The sequence below is a fragment of the Bacillus cereus group sp. BfR-BA-01356 genome (assembly GCF_022663635.1).
Lineage (GTDB): Bacteria > Bacillota > Bacilli > Bacillales > Bacillaceae_G > Bacillus_A > Bacillus_A cereus.
Map to the genome: position 1 here is coordinate 41,972 of NZ_JAKUFX010000008.1, position 14,849 is coordinate 56,820.

The window sequence follows — 14,849 nt, forward strand, 5'->3', positions numbered from 1 at the left end:
GAACTAAGTTAAATATGTTATTCTTGAAAAAAGGGAGTTACATAGAGAAATGGAGAGGTTCAAATGGGCAAAGTAGGGGTAGGTAAGGTGGATATTACGCCGCCTATAGGTATTGATTTTGTCGGATACCATAGAGAGACAGGAATAAATAATATTGAAGAACGTATTTATGGAACGGTTTTTGTATTTGAAAAAGATGAAATGAAAACTGTGTTTATAAGCATTGATAATATTGGAATGTTAATAGAAGATACGAATATGATTCGTGAGCGAGTAGCAAGAGAACTTCATGTTCCATTTGAGCAAATAACAGTTGTTTATACACATACCCACTCTGGTCCAGAAACGGTCGGTGATAATCCGCTCGTACAGTCGTATAAAACGATTTTAGTAAATAATGTAGTACACGGTGCTGTTACTGCGAATAAAAACTTGAAGCGATGCGAAGTAGGCTGGGGTGTTACGACAGGTGATATTGGGGTCAACCGAAGAGAGCGAACATCTGATGGAAGAGCAAAGATGGGCACAAATATAGGTGGTGTTGTAGATAAACGAATTGGCATGTTAGCAATAAGAGATGCTGAAACGAAGGAGTTATCTGGGATTGTAGTATTTTGTACGGCGCATCCGAATGTTTTAAAAGGTGATAGTGATGTATTATCAGCAGACTATCCGGGGATGACAAGAGAGATTCTTGAGAAGACCGTAAATTGTCCTGTTATGATTGTTCAAGGTGCTGCTGGTAATGTGAATGCGAAGTATCGAGGTTCAAGGAAAGCATTAAAACAAATGGCTCACATACTTAGTGGACATATATTAACGATGCTTCCAACAGTTATTTATAGCCCGATTGTAAATGTAAGAACAGTTTCGAGTACGATGCAAATGAAGTTGAAGGATATTCCTGAAATTGATGAGATACGAAGCATGGCCCAGTTAGCTGAAGAGCAGTGGGGTGTGAATACGGATGAATGGCTTACTATCGTTTTAGAGAAATATAAGCAAGGTATTCGGCAGTTAAGTATCAATTTAGAAGTGCAACTGTTTCAAGTTAATGATGGTATGTTTTCAGGTGTACCGATGGAACCTTTTTCGGAAACGGCATTAGAAGTGAAAGAGAATCTTCAAAATGAATTAGCTTTCTTTGGTGGATATACGAATGGATATATTGGTTACTTACCAACGAAGGAAGAATTCTCATATGGTGGGTATGAAGTGGAATTAAACCCTGTTGTGTATGGACCGGTTACGAATTTATTGATGCCATCGGAGGAGAATACAGCGGAGTTGGTTGTGAAGAGAGTTATGGAATTATATACCGCGTAAAAAATATATTCAGTAGAATAAAATGTAAAGAAATTCATGATTTTTAATACAGCTATAGAAAAACGAATCCATTTTGAAGAAGATGAATTAAAATGGATTCGTTTTTGTTTACCAGACAGGTCGTATATTTGATGATAATTTCTCTGTATTTTCTTTAGTAACGAATGTTGTTAAATCTTCTTTTAGCATTTGCATTCGTTCTGTACCTATGTTTTCAATCCAGCGCTGCTCTATTTCAGCTACTATTTCTTCTTTTGCTTTCATTACTGCTAAACCACGTTCGGTTAAAACAATGATTTTACCCCTTTTATCAGTAGGGTGTGTTTTACGTGTAACGTAGCCACTATTCTCAAGAGAATCCACCATTTTACTTATAGCTTGTTTGGAAATCCCTAAATACTCAGCTAGCTCTATACCAGTTGCCCCATTAGGAAGGATGCGTTTGAACATAAAACCATGTGCTGGCCTAATATCCTCAAATCCTAATTCACTTAATTTATCATGTAGCTCAGTAATTAATGTGCTAAATGATAATGATAAAAGCGATGTAAGATCTAACTCGTTAAATGTTTGATCCATATATATAACCTCCGCACTTGTAGTCAATTAAGTTGACTATATGTAATACCTATTGTACTATACATAATATAGTCAATCAAATTGACTATATTATGTCGGTAGAACAAATAATGATTTATATAATATAGAATCAATGGAGGTTTCACATGGTTAATATCGTGAAAATTAGAGGGAGTGTATTTGCACCATATGCATCGCTGGAACCTATTAAGGACCCTGCAACAGGAAGAGTGTTTGAATATGCTGGAGATGCACGTGAGTTTACACCACAAGCAGTGAACACAAAGCGTTCAAGGTTAGAACAAGAAGTGAATATTGATTTTTATAAAAGAGAAATTTTCACATATGCAGATGCTTGTATCGTCACCGTGAAGATTACAAATTCAGATGGCTCAATTGAGTATCAAAAGGGAGAAACAAGTACAGAAAACATTGTATGTACAAATATTGTATGGAGTGAAGATGAAGTTTCATTTGAAATGAGAGCAAGTGCAAGTAATCCTTTAAACGCAGCAGCACCTGCAGCTGATTATTTTTTGACTATACGAGCTAATGAAAGTGGTACTGTGAATATTGAAGGTGTACATGATGGTTTCCCTTGCTATGAATTTTATAAACAAGTAGATTTTGGTTCGTTTGAATTGATATACACACATGATTTCAGAAAAACGGATGATACCCCAGCAGCACTAGCTGGAGAGATGGAATATAGCTTTAAAACGACAGTCTAAACATAAATATAGCGTTATTTTTTAGAAGGAAATAGAAAAGTAAAAGAGAAATCTATTGGTTTTAGGATTGAAATTATGGTCTGTTTTATTTAATAAGCATTCAGCATCTAAAATAAAATTATAGAGGTGTTTCTTATGACTAATATCGTGAAAATTAGAGCCAGTGTATTTATTCCAATGTCTTGGACTGAGGCTAAGAAGGATATGGAAACAGGAAAAGTAATTCAATTCGAAGGTGATTCACGTGAATTCACACCGTATGCGGTAAATGCGATGCGCTCTAGAGTTGAGCAAGAGGTAGTAGTTGATTTCTATAAAGAAGAAGTGTTTTCATATGCGAACACGGGTATTACGACCGAGAAGATTACAAGTCCAGATGGTTCTGTGAGTAAAAGAACAGGGAAAGCAAGTACAGAAAATATTGTGTGCACTGATATCACATGGAATTCTGAAGGTGTGCAATTCAAAATGAGTGCGAGTGCAAGTAATCCATTAAATGTATATGCACCTCCTGTGGATTATGTATTAAATGTATGTGTGAAACAGGATGGTAGTATTGATATTCAAGGGGAGCATGATGGATTCCCTTGTTTTGAATTTTATAAGCAAGTAGATTTCGGTTCATTTGAAAAAATATATACACATGATTTTAGAGAAACTGGTGATACAGCGGCAGCCCTAGGCGGGAACATGGAGTATAGTTTTACAAAGAGATTATAGGAAGTATGACGATAGAACGATGGATGGCTTCATTCGTAAAGAACTTGGAAATATCTAAGTTCTTTTTTTGTTTCAAATTTGTGAAAGAAAGACATATTGATTGAAAATAAATTTTTTATACTCTATCATATACCCATACAGGTATAGGTTTTTCTGTGTGATGCATGAGAAAATTAAATAATATGGAGGTTCGAAATATGTCTAGAAAAATTGTTGTAGTAGGCGGAGTTGCTGGCGGGGCATCAGTAGCTGCAAGGCTTCGTCGTTTAAGTGAGGAAGATGAAATTATTATGGTTGAACGCGGTGAATACATTTCGTTCGCAAACTGTGGATTGCCATATTATATTGGCGGTGTCATTACAGAAAGACAAAAGTTATTAGTACAAACTGTTGAAAGGATGTCAAAACGTTTTAATTTAGATATACGTGTATTGAGTGAAGTTGTAAAGATTAATAAAGAAGAGAAAACAATTACGATAAAGAATGTAACTACAGATGAAACATATAACGAGGAATATGATGTTTTGATTCTTTCACCAGGGGCGAAACCAATTGTTCCACCTATTCCGGGCATTGAAGAAGCGAAGGCGTTGTTTACGTTACGAAATGTACCTGATACAGATCGTATAAAAGCGTATATTGATGAGAAGAAACCACGTCATGCGACGGTTATTGGTGGAGGATTTATTGGAGTGGAAATGGTTGAGAATTTAAGAGAACGCGGGATTGAGGTTACTCTTGTAGAGATGGCAAATCAAGTGATGCCACCAATTGATTACGAAATGGCGGCATATGTACATGAGCATATGAAGGTGCACAATGTTGAGCTTGTTTTTGAAGATGGTGTAGATGCGTTAGAAGAGAATGGGACTGTTGTACGTTTAAAAAGTGGCTCAGTTATAAAAACAGATATGATTATTTTAGCAATTGGTGTACAACCAGAGAGTAGTTTAGCGAAAGATGCAGGATTATCATTAGGAGTTAGAGGAACGATAAAGGTAAATGAGAAATTTCAAACATCTGACCCATATGTATATGCAATTGGTGATGCGATTGAAGTGAAAGATTTTGTTACAGAAACAGAAACGATGATTCCTTTAGCGTGGCCCGCTAATCGTCAAGGTCGTATGTTAGCAGATATTATTCATGGCCATACGGAGTCTTTATATAAAGGTACGATGGGAACTTCTGTGGCTAAAGTTTTTGATTTAACAGTTGCTTCGACTGGAGTAAATGAGAAAATATTAAAACGATTAAATATACCCTATGAGGTAGTACATGTACAGGCAAATTCTCATGCAGGATACTATCCGAATGCTACGCCAGTGCTAATAAAATTAATTTTTAATAAAGATAGCGGAAAGATTTACGGAGCACAGGCTTTAGGGCGTGACGGGGTAGATAAGCGTATAGATGTTATCGCGACGGCAATGAAGGCAAACTTAGCTGTAATCGATTTACCAGATTTAGAATTATCATATGCCCCGCCGTATTCTTCTGAAAAAGATCCAGTAAACATGGTGGGGTATGCCGCAAGTAATATAGTAGATGGTTTTGTGGAAACGGTACAATGGCATGAAATAGATCGTATTGTTGACAATGGTGGATATCTTATAGATGTTCGGGAGCCCAATGAACTAAAACAAGGAATGATTAAAGGCTCTATTAATATTCCGTTAGATGAATTACGTGATCGATTGGATGAAGTGCCAATGGGCAAAGAAATATATATCACTTGTCAACTTGGTATGAGAGGGTATGTTGCAGCGCGCATGTTAATGGAAAAAGGATATAAGGTAAAGAATGTAGATGGTGGTTTTAAATTGTATGGGACAGTACTGCCAGAACGTGTTGTATATTGATATTTTTCATCTGCTACTTCAAGATTTAGTGGAAGATAAAAACTTATAGATTAAGGTTTTATTTTTTGTTTTGCGAACATATAAGGTGAAAATTTAAAATAGGGGTTTACAAAGTACCCTATAGGGTATAATATATTGTCATAGGTTATAAATAGTGACATAATGGTAATGAGGTGATTATAGGATGGAATATAATCAAGATATGAAAAATAGATTGAAACGTATTGAAGGTCAAGTTCGTGGTGTGCTTCGTATGATGGAAGAAGGAAAGGATTGCCGAGAAGTTATTACACAGTTAACGGCATCTCGTTCTGCCCTTGATCGTACAATTGGGCTCGTTGTTGGAACGAATTTAGAGCAATGTTTGCGTGAACAGTTTGAAATTGGTAATGGTTCAAATGAAGAGTTAATTAAAGAAGCTGTTCAATTACTTGTAAAAAGCCGATAATCTGTCAAACATAATTGTTGACAGATTTTCAAAAACATTTTAATATACCCCTACAGGTATATGTATATAAATTGTGGAGGAATCGATTATGAGTATAAAAGTGGATATGAGTTTAGATTGTAAAGGGTTGGCTTGTCCGATGCCGATTGTGAAAACGAAGAAGGCGATAGAGGGATTAGCACCAGGGCAAGTGATTGAAGTTAAGGCAACAGATAAAGGTTCTACGGTAGATATAAAAAGTTGGGCGAGTAAAGTAGGACATCAATATATCGGGACGAAACAAGAGGGCGATGTTTTGATGCATTACATTAGGAAAGCGCATGAGCATGAAGTGAATGAAGTAGCAAAGTATCCTCATACAATTACGAATGCAGAGTTGGAAGAGATATTATTAAGTGAGGAAGAGTGTATTGTATTAGATGTTCGAGAAGCAGCGGAATTCGCTTTTGGTCATATTCCATCGGCCATTTCGATGCCGTTAGGAGAGTTAGACAGTGCAGCGTTAGATCAGACGAAACAAATTTATGTTGTTTGCCGAACTGGTAACCGTAGTGATGTAGCTTGCCACATGTTGAAAGAGCAAGGTTATGCAAATGTGAAAAATGTCATTCCAGGTATGTTAGAGTGGCAAGGGAATGTGAAAAAATAAAATTTTTTAAATGAAAATATACCTATGGGGGTAATTAAATGAGTGTTAAATCGTTAAAAGCGAAAGATGTTGCAGAGAAAGTTTTATTCGGAGAGTTGTTTATTTTAGATGTTCGTAATGAGAAGGATTATGAAGATTGGAAAATTGAAGGAAAACAAGTTTCTTCTATTAATAAACCTTATTTTGATTTGTTAGATGGTGTAGAACATATTGTAAGTGAATTACCTAAGGATAAAGATGTTTTAGTAGTATGTGCAAAAGAAGGGTCTTCTATATTTGTGGCAGAGCAGTTAACAGAGGCTGGATTAGAAAATATTTATTATTTAGCTGGTGGTATGAAGGCATGGAGTGAACATGTAAAGCCTGTAAAAGTTGGAGATTTAAAAAATGGCGGAAGTATGTATCAGTTTAACCGTCTTGGAAAAGGCTGTTTATCTTATATGGTCATTTCAAACGGTGAAGCAGCAGTTATTGATGCAGTAAGAACAGTTGAAGCGTATGAAGAATTTGCGAAAGAGCATGGCGTTACGATTACGAATGTAATGGATACACATTTACATGCAGACCATATTTCTGGAGGACGTAAGTTAGCGGAAAAGGTAGGTGGTACGTATTGGTTACCACCAAAAGATGCAGAGGAAGTTGTTTTCTCATACGAACCGCTTGTTGAAGGATCTGTTATTACGGTGGGGGGTACTAAAATGGTAATTGACGCATTATACTCACCAGGACATACGATTGGAAGTACGTCATTCATTGTAGATGATTCTTATTTATTATCAGGCGATATTTTATTTGTAGATTCAATTGGGCGTCCTGATCTTGCTGGTAAGGCTGAAGATTGGGTGAGTGATTTACGTAATACTTTGTATAGCCGATATAAAGAGCTATCTCAAAATTTAGTTGTGTTACCGGCTCATTATTCAAAAATAAGTGAAATGAACGAAAGTGGTATTGTTAGTGCAAAATTAAAAGATTTATTTGAGCATAATGCAGGATTAAATATTGAGGATGAGGGAGAGTTCCGTAAAGTTGTAACAGAAAACTTACCACCTCAGCCAAATGCATATGAAGAAATTCGTCAAACCAATATGGGTAAAATTCACCCAAGTGTGGATAAAGAGCGTGAAATGGAGATTGGTCCAAATCGTTGTGCAGTGCACGAATAATGAAATAAATAAAAAATGGAGGAATTGATGATGAATATAAAACAAGTGTTAGATGCGAAAGGTTTAGCATGTCCAATGCCGATTGTAAGAACAAAGAGAGCAATGGATGCTCTACAAACTGGAGAAGTGTTAGAAATACATGTAACGGATAAAGGGTCAGTTAAGGATATTCCAGCGTGGGCAAATAAATGTGGCCATGACATCGTAAAGCTTGAAGAAGAAGGCGATGTGCTGAAGTTTTGGATTAGGAAGGCGTAGTGAAGCAATAGTTTTGTAAATATAGAGAGGTTGGTTATATGAACACAATATTAAGTACGCTTTTCATTGTACTTGCTGCATGGTTTGTTATTTCACGATTTTTACCAGTGAAAGGTGTGCAAAATATAAATGGCAAAGAATTGAAAAGTATAGTGGGGAAAAAGGGGAAGTATTTTATTGATGTCCGTACAGTAGGTGAATATAGAGGGAATCATATGAAAGGCTTTCAAAATATCCCCCTAAATGATCTAGCAAGTAAGGCGAATCAATTAGATAAGAATAAGGAAGTAATCGTTATTTGCCAAAGTGGAATGAGAAGTAAGCAAGCAGGAAAGGTATTGAAAAAACTAGGGTTTCAGCAAGTAATAAACGTTTCAGGTGGTATGAATGGTTTGTGAGGAGGAAATTTAAAATGAAAGAAATGACTACAAAAGAATTAGAAGAAAAATTGTTGCGTAAAGAAGCGGTAAATATTGTGGATGTACGTGAAGTAGAAGAAGTAGCTGAAGGGAAAATTCCAGAAGCATGTAATATTCCACTAGGACTATTAGAGTTTCGTATGCATGAATTAAATAAAAATCAGGAATATATTATCGTTTGTCGTTCAGGCGGGAGAAGTGCAAGAGCTGTTCAATTTTTAGAAAGTTACGGTTTTCAAGTGATCAATGTGGTAGGTGGTATGTTAGCTTGGGAAGGAAAAGTAGAATAGGGAGAAACAATTTTTATAAATAAAAATACCCCTATAGGTAATTGGAGGGAGAACAATATGGAACAACAGAAGAAAACAACAATCGTTTTATTTAGCGGAGATTACGATAAAGCAATGGCTGCTTATATTATTGCAAATGGTGCAGCGGCGTATGATCAAGAGGTTACTATTTTTCATACTTTCTGGGGATTAAATGCTTTAAGGAAAGATGAACATGTGAATGTAAAGAAAACATTTATAGAAAAAGTATTTGGAAGAATGATGCCACGCGGTGCTGATAAGATGGGGTTATCCAAAATGAATTTTGCTGGTATGGGACCAAAGATGATTAAAGGCATTATGAAAAAACATAATGCAATGCCTTTGCCAGATTTAATTGATTTGGCAAAAGAACAGGGGATTAAACTTGTAGCTTGTCAAATGACAGTAGATTTATTAGGCTTAAAAGAGGAAGAGATTATGGAAGGCGTAGAGTTTGCAGGTGTAGGGGCATATTTAGCAGATGCTTCGGATGGGAATGTAAACTTATTCATTTAATCACCTTCTTTTTAGAAGGAGGGGGATGTAAGGTGAGTGGATTATTATTACTTTTTATAATTGGGTTTATAGGATCGTTTATATCAGGAATGGTTGGAATTGGCGGTGCAATTATTAATTATCCGATGATCTTATATATTCCGGTATTGTTAGGATTTACTGGCTATACGTCACACGAAGTGAGCGGTATTACAGCAGTACAAGTATTCTTTGCAACTTTTGCAGGTGCCTGGGCATATCGGAAAAGTACTGATATGAATAAAATGTTAGTTGTGTATATGGGAGCTAGTATATTAATAGGAAGTTTTATAGGAAGTTTTAGTGCAAATCTATTAGATGAACACGCTGTAAATGTTGTTTATACAGTATTGGCGACCATTGCAGCTATGATGATGTTTGTACCGAAGAAAAATAATAGTGGAGCAGTTAAGTATAATAAATGGTTAGCAAGTGTGTTAGCGTTTATTGTAGGAGGTGTTTCGGGCATTATTGGAGCTGGAGGTGCGTTTCTTTTAGTTCCTATTATGCTAGTTATTTTAAAATTACCATTGCGCATGACGATAGCGACATCTATCGCTATTACGTTTATTTCCTCAGTAGGGATTACGACTGGAAAAGTGATTACTGGACAAGTAGTTATCATTCCAGCTCTAATTATTGCAGTTGCAAGTATATTTGCTGCGCCACTTGGAGCGCGAGTCGGGAAGAGGATAAATCAAAAAGTACTACAATATATGTTATCGATTTTAATTGTCGGCACTGCTGTTAAGATGTGGATTGATATGATATCGAAATAAAAGGATGGGCTGCTTGCAGCCCATCCTTTTATTTATGCCCAAATAACTTTCATTAAGTTTTTATATTCGTCATTCGCTAATTTATATAGCATTCTCGTATGTTCAAAGACAAGTGCTGGATTAAAGTTTGGTTCTGAGAATGCAAGAGATGTTGAAATATCAATTGCATTTTGCTTATTTAATGTGAATTTTGCAAAGCGATAAGATGTATTTAATTCATTGATGACATGTAAAATATCATTTGTTGATGTTGCATCAGGTACGTGAGCAACATTGAAGCAGTATATATCCACCGTAGGATGTTCGTTTTGGAAAGCAGCGATAAGTTGAATTTTTGCGCCAGCTTCAGTCTCTAATCCTACTGAAAAATGAACAGAGCCATCATTTTCATCTATATTTTCTTCCATGTATATATCGTTGGATTTTAAGTAGTCTTTAAAATCTGAGATGTTATGTTTTACTGCAGCTTTCATATGTATGAGCCCCCTGATAATTGGAATAGATTGCTACTATTTATTATAATTTAAAAATATTAAAAAAGATAGTTAGAAAGTTCTGATTTTTAATCCTGAAGAAATAAAAAGAAGCCGTACTCTACCTCCATAGAGTGCGGCTTCTTTACTATTCATTGTCGTTAGACGATGTTTCTGTATCTTCACTGCTATTTTTGTTCTTATTTTTCACTTCATTGTTACTTGATTCGCGTTCACTTGAATTTTCAGACTTAGATTCTTTTGTCTTTTTCGAATCAGAGTCTGAGTCAAACTTTGTATATGCAGGTAGCCCAAGATGAGTACGAAGTTCATTTGTAACATTAGCTAATTCTTTTTTATCTGGATTGTAGTAGTAAGTTCGACCACCACCAGCAGATTTGCTACAAGTATCGTCACCTTTTGCCATATAGCAATCATCACCTTGGATTTGTAATTTCTCAATTTCCGAATCCGATCCATATTTATAGAATGAAAGCATATCATCAAATGTTAAGTTTGTAACGAATTGTCCGTTAATATCATCAATGATGTTGCCAACTTTTGTTACAGAACCAACACTTGTTAGTTTCTTTAAAATAGCCTCGATAACGAGTTGTTGACGTTGTCCACGCATTGCATCACTATCGATGTGTCTTGTTCTAGCAAGAGCAAGAGCTTCTTCGCCATTTAGCTTTTGAACACCTTTTTCTAGGTGAATAGCCTCAGCATTATCATTGCTATCTTGCTCAGTAAATTCAACTGGTACATCAACTTCAACACCGCCCAAGTCATCGACGATTTTTATAAATGATTTAAAGTTGAATTTTACAAAATAATCGACAGGAACATTCATTAATTTTTCAACTGCATCAATGCTTGCTTGTGGTCCACCATTTTTTCCGTTTTTAGCAGAACCGAATGCATGAGCGTGTGTAATTTTATCTTTTTTCTTTTCTATTGGAATATAAGTATATGTGTCACGTGGAATACTTAATAGTTTAACAGTTTTGCTATCTTTATTAAATGTTGCAAGTAAAAGCGCGTCTGTTCTTATAGCTTCACCATATTCTTTTCCACGGACATCGCTTTCATCAACACCCATTATTAAAACAGAGACATTGTTTGTAATAGGTTTTACAGCCTTATCACGTAAATCAGATTTATCACCGCGTGCTAAATCGTGTGCGGCATTTCGAACAGCAGAAGATGCTTTATTTACTAAAAACCAAGTATAACCGCCGCCTATTAATAAAACGAATAGTATAGCGCTTATAATAATTTTTATTTTTTTCTTATTTTTTTTCGGTTTATTGCGTGTATTTTCTTGCAAAGATGGGTTTTGCTCCATTTCCTGTACTCCTTCATTTGGATTGAAATACGACACTCATATCCACTTATTATAATGAAATTTAGCGAAAAAAAACATTACAAAACATTTACATTTCGTAAAAATTCAATATATTTATAAAAAGTCAGATTTTCTATATTATCTTTTTTAGATGTAGAATAAGTATAAGTTGTTTTAGTAGAAATGAAAATATGTATTGTGAGAAAGTGATAGAGAAGTAAGATTTGTTGAAATATAGCCAAGAAGAAATGAGTAAGCTTACTTATTTCTTCTATATAATAAAGAAGAATTTGACGGATAAAGGAGAGAGCATAATGAATCATACATCATTCCGAGCAATCGTTGTGAACGAAAAGGAAAATCATCAGTTTGTAAGAAAAGTTGTTGAGAGAGAAGTAAGTAGTTTACCTGAAGGAGACGTATTAATACAGGTTCATTATTCTTCATTAAATTATAAAGATGCTCTTTCAGCTACTGGTAATAAGGGTGTTACGAGAACATATCCTCATACGCCAGGAATTGATGCTGCAGGAGTGGTTGTGAGTAGTGAAGATGCTACCATTAAAGCAGGAGATCAAGTTATTGTAACGGGATATGACTTAGGTATGAATACCTCTGGTGGTTTCGGAGAATATATTCGCGTGCCATCATCTTGGGTCGTGCCTTTACCGGAAGGAATGTCATTAAAGGAAAGTATGATGTATGGGACAGCAGGTTTTACTGCGGCTTTGTCGGTATATAAGCTTATTGGAGCAGGAGTCAAGCCTAGTATGGGAGATGTTTTAGTAACGGGTGCTACAGGCGGCGTAGGGAGTGTAGCTGTTAGTATATTAAGTAAGCTAGGGTTTAACGTAGTAGGAGCGACAGGAAAAATGGAAGAGGAAGATATGCTACTACGTCTAGGAGCGAAAAAGGTGATTCATCGCGCGGAATTGAATGATGAATCAGGAAGACCGATGTTAAAAGGGATATACGCGGGAGTTATCGATACTGTAGGTGGACATATGCTAGAAACAGCTTTAAAAACAGTAAAGTATGGTGGTTGTGTAACGACATGCGGTAATGTGGCAGGCCAGGAACTACAAACAACGGTATATCCGTTTATTTTACGAGGTATAAGCCTTTTAGGGATAGATTCCGTGCAATGCCCAGTAGATGTGAGAAGAGATGTTTGGACGCTTTTAGCGAAAGAATGGGGAAATAAAGAGTTACTATCTTATACAGAAGAATGTACATTAGAAGAATTAGAGAAGAAGTTTGCACTTATATTGCAAGGAAAGTTAAAAGGAAGAACAGTTGTTAAAATATAATGAAAAAAGAGACGCTTAAGTTAGCGTCTCTTTCTTATTATAATGATTGTTTTAGATTGATTTTTCCTTGTTCACCTAAAACACCGTCAGCGATATTTACAGCGTGATCGCCAATGCGCTCTAAGTTACTTACCATATCGACGAAGATGATACTTGCATCACCTGAACAGCTGCGTTCGTTTAGACGTAATACGTGACGTTTACGAAGAACACGTTCCATTTGGTCGATTTTGCGTTCTTTGGCAATAACAGTTTGAGCTAGTTCAGTATCGAAGTTTGTTAAAGCTTCAACTGAGTCTTGCAGTGTTGAAATTGTTAACTCAAGCATTTCGTTTAATTCAGCTAATGCTTCATCTGATAGTGAAACACGGTTTGAAATTTGGAAATCTACAAGTTCTACAAGGTTTTCTACATGATCACCGACACGTTCAATATCTCCAACAACACCTGCTAAAACAGAATGTTTTTCAGAATCTGTAGGTGAAAGTGGCTTTTCTGATAGTAAAACTAAATACTCGGTAATTTTTTTATCTAAATTGTTAATAGCTCCTTCTAATTGAGTAGCCATGTTTGCGTGTTTTTTGTCTTGTGTATTTAAAAATTGATTTGCTTCTTTTAATCCATGTAATGAGAACTCAGCCATACGGATAATCTCTTTTTGAGCTTCAGTTAAAGCGATGGCTGGAGATTGTTCAATAAAGATTGGATTTAAATGTTGTGGTTTGAAGTCAATCGCTGCATCTTCACCACGAATAATTTTTGTTACGATCCATGCTAACACTGCAATGAACGGGAATTGAATGATTGTATTTGTTACGTTAAATGTTCCGTGTGCAAATGCAATAGTCATTTCTGGATTCAAGTTTAATGATGTTTGGAAATATTGAATTAAACTTGTAAATGGTATTAATAAAATTGTAAAGATAATTGTACCGATAATATTAAAGATAACGTGAACTAATGCTGCACGTCTTGCTGCAATTGAAGTACCGATTGCTGCTAATACAGCTGTAATTGTTGTACCGATGTTATCACCGAATAATACAGGAAGAGCTGCTTGTAAATCGATTGCACCTTGACCGAATAGTTCTTGTAAAATACCGATAGTTGCACTTGAGCTTTGTACAATTAAAGTAAAGACTGTACCGACAACAATTCCTAAAATTGGATTATCACTCATGCTAACTGTTAATTCTTGGAATGATTCTAAAGAACGAAGAGGTTTCATACCTGCACTCATTAACTCTAAACCGAAGAATAACATACCAAAACCGAATACAACTTGACCTACAGAATGTACTTTTTTATTTTTGAAGAAGAATAGTAAGATTGCTCCAATTGCCATAACTGGGAGAGCATATTCTCCGATTTTAATTCCGATAATAAATGCAGTAACTGTCGTACCGATGTTTGCACCCATAATAACACCGATTGCTTGTCTTAATGTCATAAATCCGGCACTTACAAGTCCGACTGTTAAAGCGGTTGTTCCTGAACTGGATTGGATTAATACAGTAACTAACATACCTGCTAGTACACCCATAAGTGGGTTTGTTGTAAAACGATCTAGAATATCGCGAAGACGATCTCCAGCTGCTTGTTGCAGTCCATCGCCCATGTATTTAATCCCGAATAAGAAAATACCTAATCCACCAATGAACTGGAAGATCATATCTTGAACATTATATTCCACGCATTCCACTCCTTAAATTTCATGTACGATGTAATTATTAACTGAACCTTGAGTCACTGTAAACGGTTTGCTAGTAAAATTTACACTAAATTTACAAAGGAAAGAAAAGTTTACAATCCCTTAAAGAAACAACTGCATTTCATTGGTTTTTACCTTGTATAAATCTTAATCTTGTAAAGAAATCACACTTTTTAGAATAATATTGTTCAGTCGAATATCAAGGAAAGTATCTGCGAGTTC

At 35.7% G+C, this 14,849-nt stretch carries 17 protein-coding genes; 13 read left to right on the forward strand and 4 right to left on the reverse strand.

Annotation, left to right across the window (positions count from 1 at the left end; all coding sequences use genetic code 11):
* Window positions 1-63: 63 nt before the first annotated feature.
* Window positions 64-1,326, forward strand: coding sequence for a neutral/alkaline non-lysosomal ceramidase N-terminal domain-containing protein (locus tag MR168_RS05125; protein WP_006914822.1), 1,263 nt, complete (start codon window positions 64-66; stop codon window positions 1,324-1,326).
* 108 nt (window positions 1,327-1,434) lie between these two features.
* Here the strand turns inward: MR168_RS05125 and MR168_RS05130 are convergent, their stop codons facing one another.
* A complete protein-coding gene (locus tag MR168_RS05130; RefSeq protein WP_000372890.1) occupies window positions 1,435-1,905 on the reverse strand; it encodes a MarR family winged helix-turn-helix transcriptional regulator in 471 nt (156 codons plus the stop codon).
* 146 nt (window positions 1,906-2,051) lie between these two features.
* Here MR168_RS05130 and MR168_RS05135 point away from each other — a divergent pair, with 146 nt between their 5' ends.
* From MR168_RS05135 to MR168_RS05185, 11 genes are all read left to right on the forward strand, one after another.
* Entirely contained in the window at window positions 2,052-2,636 is a 585-nt protein-coding gene (locus tag MR168_RS05135; protein WP_000247265.1) for a DUF3238 domain-containing protein, read from the forward strand.
* A 135-nt stretch (window positions 2,637-2,771) separates the two neighbouring features.
* Window positions 2,772-3,356 carry a DUF3238 domain-containing protein gene (locus MR168_RS05140; RefSeq protein ID WP_006914827.1) on the forward strand — a complete coding sequence of 195 codons (585 nt, stop codon included), beginning with the start codon at window positions 2,772-2,774 and terminating at the stop codon, window positions 3,354-3,356.
* 197 nt (window positions 3,357-3,553) lie between these two features.
* Complete coding sequence (gene cdr / locus MR168_RS05145; RefSeq protein ID WP_242291201.1) at window positions 3,554-5,218, forward strand: CoA-disulfide reductase; 1,665 nt, start codon at window positions 3,554-3,556, stop codon at window positions 5,216-5,218.
* Window positions 5,219-5,402: 184 nt separating this feature from the next.
* Window positions 5,403-5,666, forward strand: coding sequence for a metal-sensitive transcriptional regulator (locus MR168_RS05150; RefSeq protein ID WP_086411495.1), 264 nt, complete (start codon window positions 5,403-5,405; stop codon window positions 5,664-5,666).
* 88 nt (window positions 5,667-5,754) lie between these two features.
* Window positions 5,755-6,315: a sulfurtransferase TusA family protein gene (locus MR168_RS05155; protein ID WP_086411494.1), complete on the forward strand. Its 561-nt coding sequence runs from the start codon at window positions 5,755-5,757 to the stop codon at window positions 6,313-6,315.
* A gap of 38 nt (window positions 6,316-6,353) precedes the next feature.
* Complete coding sequence (locus tag MR168_RS05160; RefSeq protein WP_006914917.1) at window positions 6,354-7,484, forward strand: MBL fold metallo-hydrolase; 1,131 nt, start codon at window positions 6,354-6,356, stop codon at window positions 7,482-7,484.
* 27 nt (window positions 7,485-7,511) lie between these two features.
* Window positions 7,512-7,742, forward strand: coding sequence for a sulfurtransferase TusA family protein (locus tag MR168_RS05165; RefSeq protein ID WP_002093886.1), 231 nt, complete (start codon window positions 7,512-7,514; stop codon window positions 7,740-7,742).
* A 38-nt stretch (window positions 7,743-7,780) separates the two neighbouring features.
* The gene (locus MR168_RS05170) at window positions 7,781-8,140 is read left to right on the forward strand and encodes a rhodanese-like domain-containing protein (protein ID WP_086411493.1); all 360 of its coding nucleotides are present in this window, start codon (window positions 7,781-7,783) and stop codon (window positions 8,138-8,140) included.
* 14 nt (window positions 8,141-8,154) lie between these two features.
* Entirely contained in the window at window positions 8,155-8,451 is a 297-nt protein-coding gene (locus MR168_RS05175) for a rhodanese-like domain-containing protein (protein ID WP_000661810.1), read from the forward strand.
* 57 nt (window positions 8,452-8,508) lie between these two features.
* Window positions 8,509-8,988, forward strand: coding sequence for a DsrE/DsrF/DrsH-like family protein (locus MR168_RS05180; RefSeq protein WP_000437742.1), 480 nt, complete (start codon window positions 8,509-8,511; stop codon window positions 8,986-8,988).
* 32 nt (window positions 8,989-9,020) lie between these two features.
* Window positions 9,021-9,785 (forward strand): sulfite exporter TauE/SafE family protein, encoded by a 765-nt coding sequence (locus tag MR168_RS05185; RefSeq protein ID WP_086411492.1) that lies wholly within the window; start codon window positions 9,021-9,023, stop codon window positions 9,783-9,785.
* A 32-nt stretch (window positions 9,786-9,817) separates the two neighbouring features.
* Here the strand turns inward: MR168_RS05185 and MR168_RS05190 are convergent, their stop codons facing one another.
* Window positions 9,818-10,258 carry a hypothetical protein gene (locus MR168_RS05190; RefSeq protein ID WP_000642362.1) on the reverse strand — a complete coding sequence of 147 codons (441 nt, stop codon included), beginning with the start codon at window positions 10,256-10,258 and terminating at the stop codon, window positions 9,818-9,820.
* Window positions 10,259-10,406: 148 nt separating this feature from the next.
* Window positions 10,407-11,606, reverse strand: a complete 1,200-nt coding sequence (locus MR168_RS05195) for an LCP family protein (protein WP_000437390.1) — start codon at window positions 11,604-11,606, stop codon at window positions 10,407-10,409.
* A 314-nt stretch (window positions 11,607-11,920) separates the two neighbouring features.
* Between MR168_RS05195 and MR168_RS05200 the strand changes: the two genes are divergently transcribed.
* Entirely contained in the window at window positions 11,921-12,916 is a 996-nt protein-coding gene (locus MR168_RS05200; RefSeq protein ID WP_017656918.1) for a YhdH/YhfP family quinone oxidoreductase, read from the forward strand.
* Between the two features lie 37 nt (window positions 12,917-12,953).
* On the opposite strand, the gene MR168_RS05205 is transcribed toward MR168_RS05200, so the two are convergent.
* Entirely contained in the window at window positions 12,954-14,609 is a 1,656-nt protein-coding gene (locus MR168_RS05205) for a Na/Pi cotransporter family protein (RefSeq protein WP_000456269.1), read from the reverse strand.
* Between the last annotated feature and the right edge of the window lie 240 nt (window positions 14,610-14,849).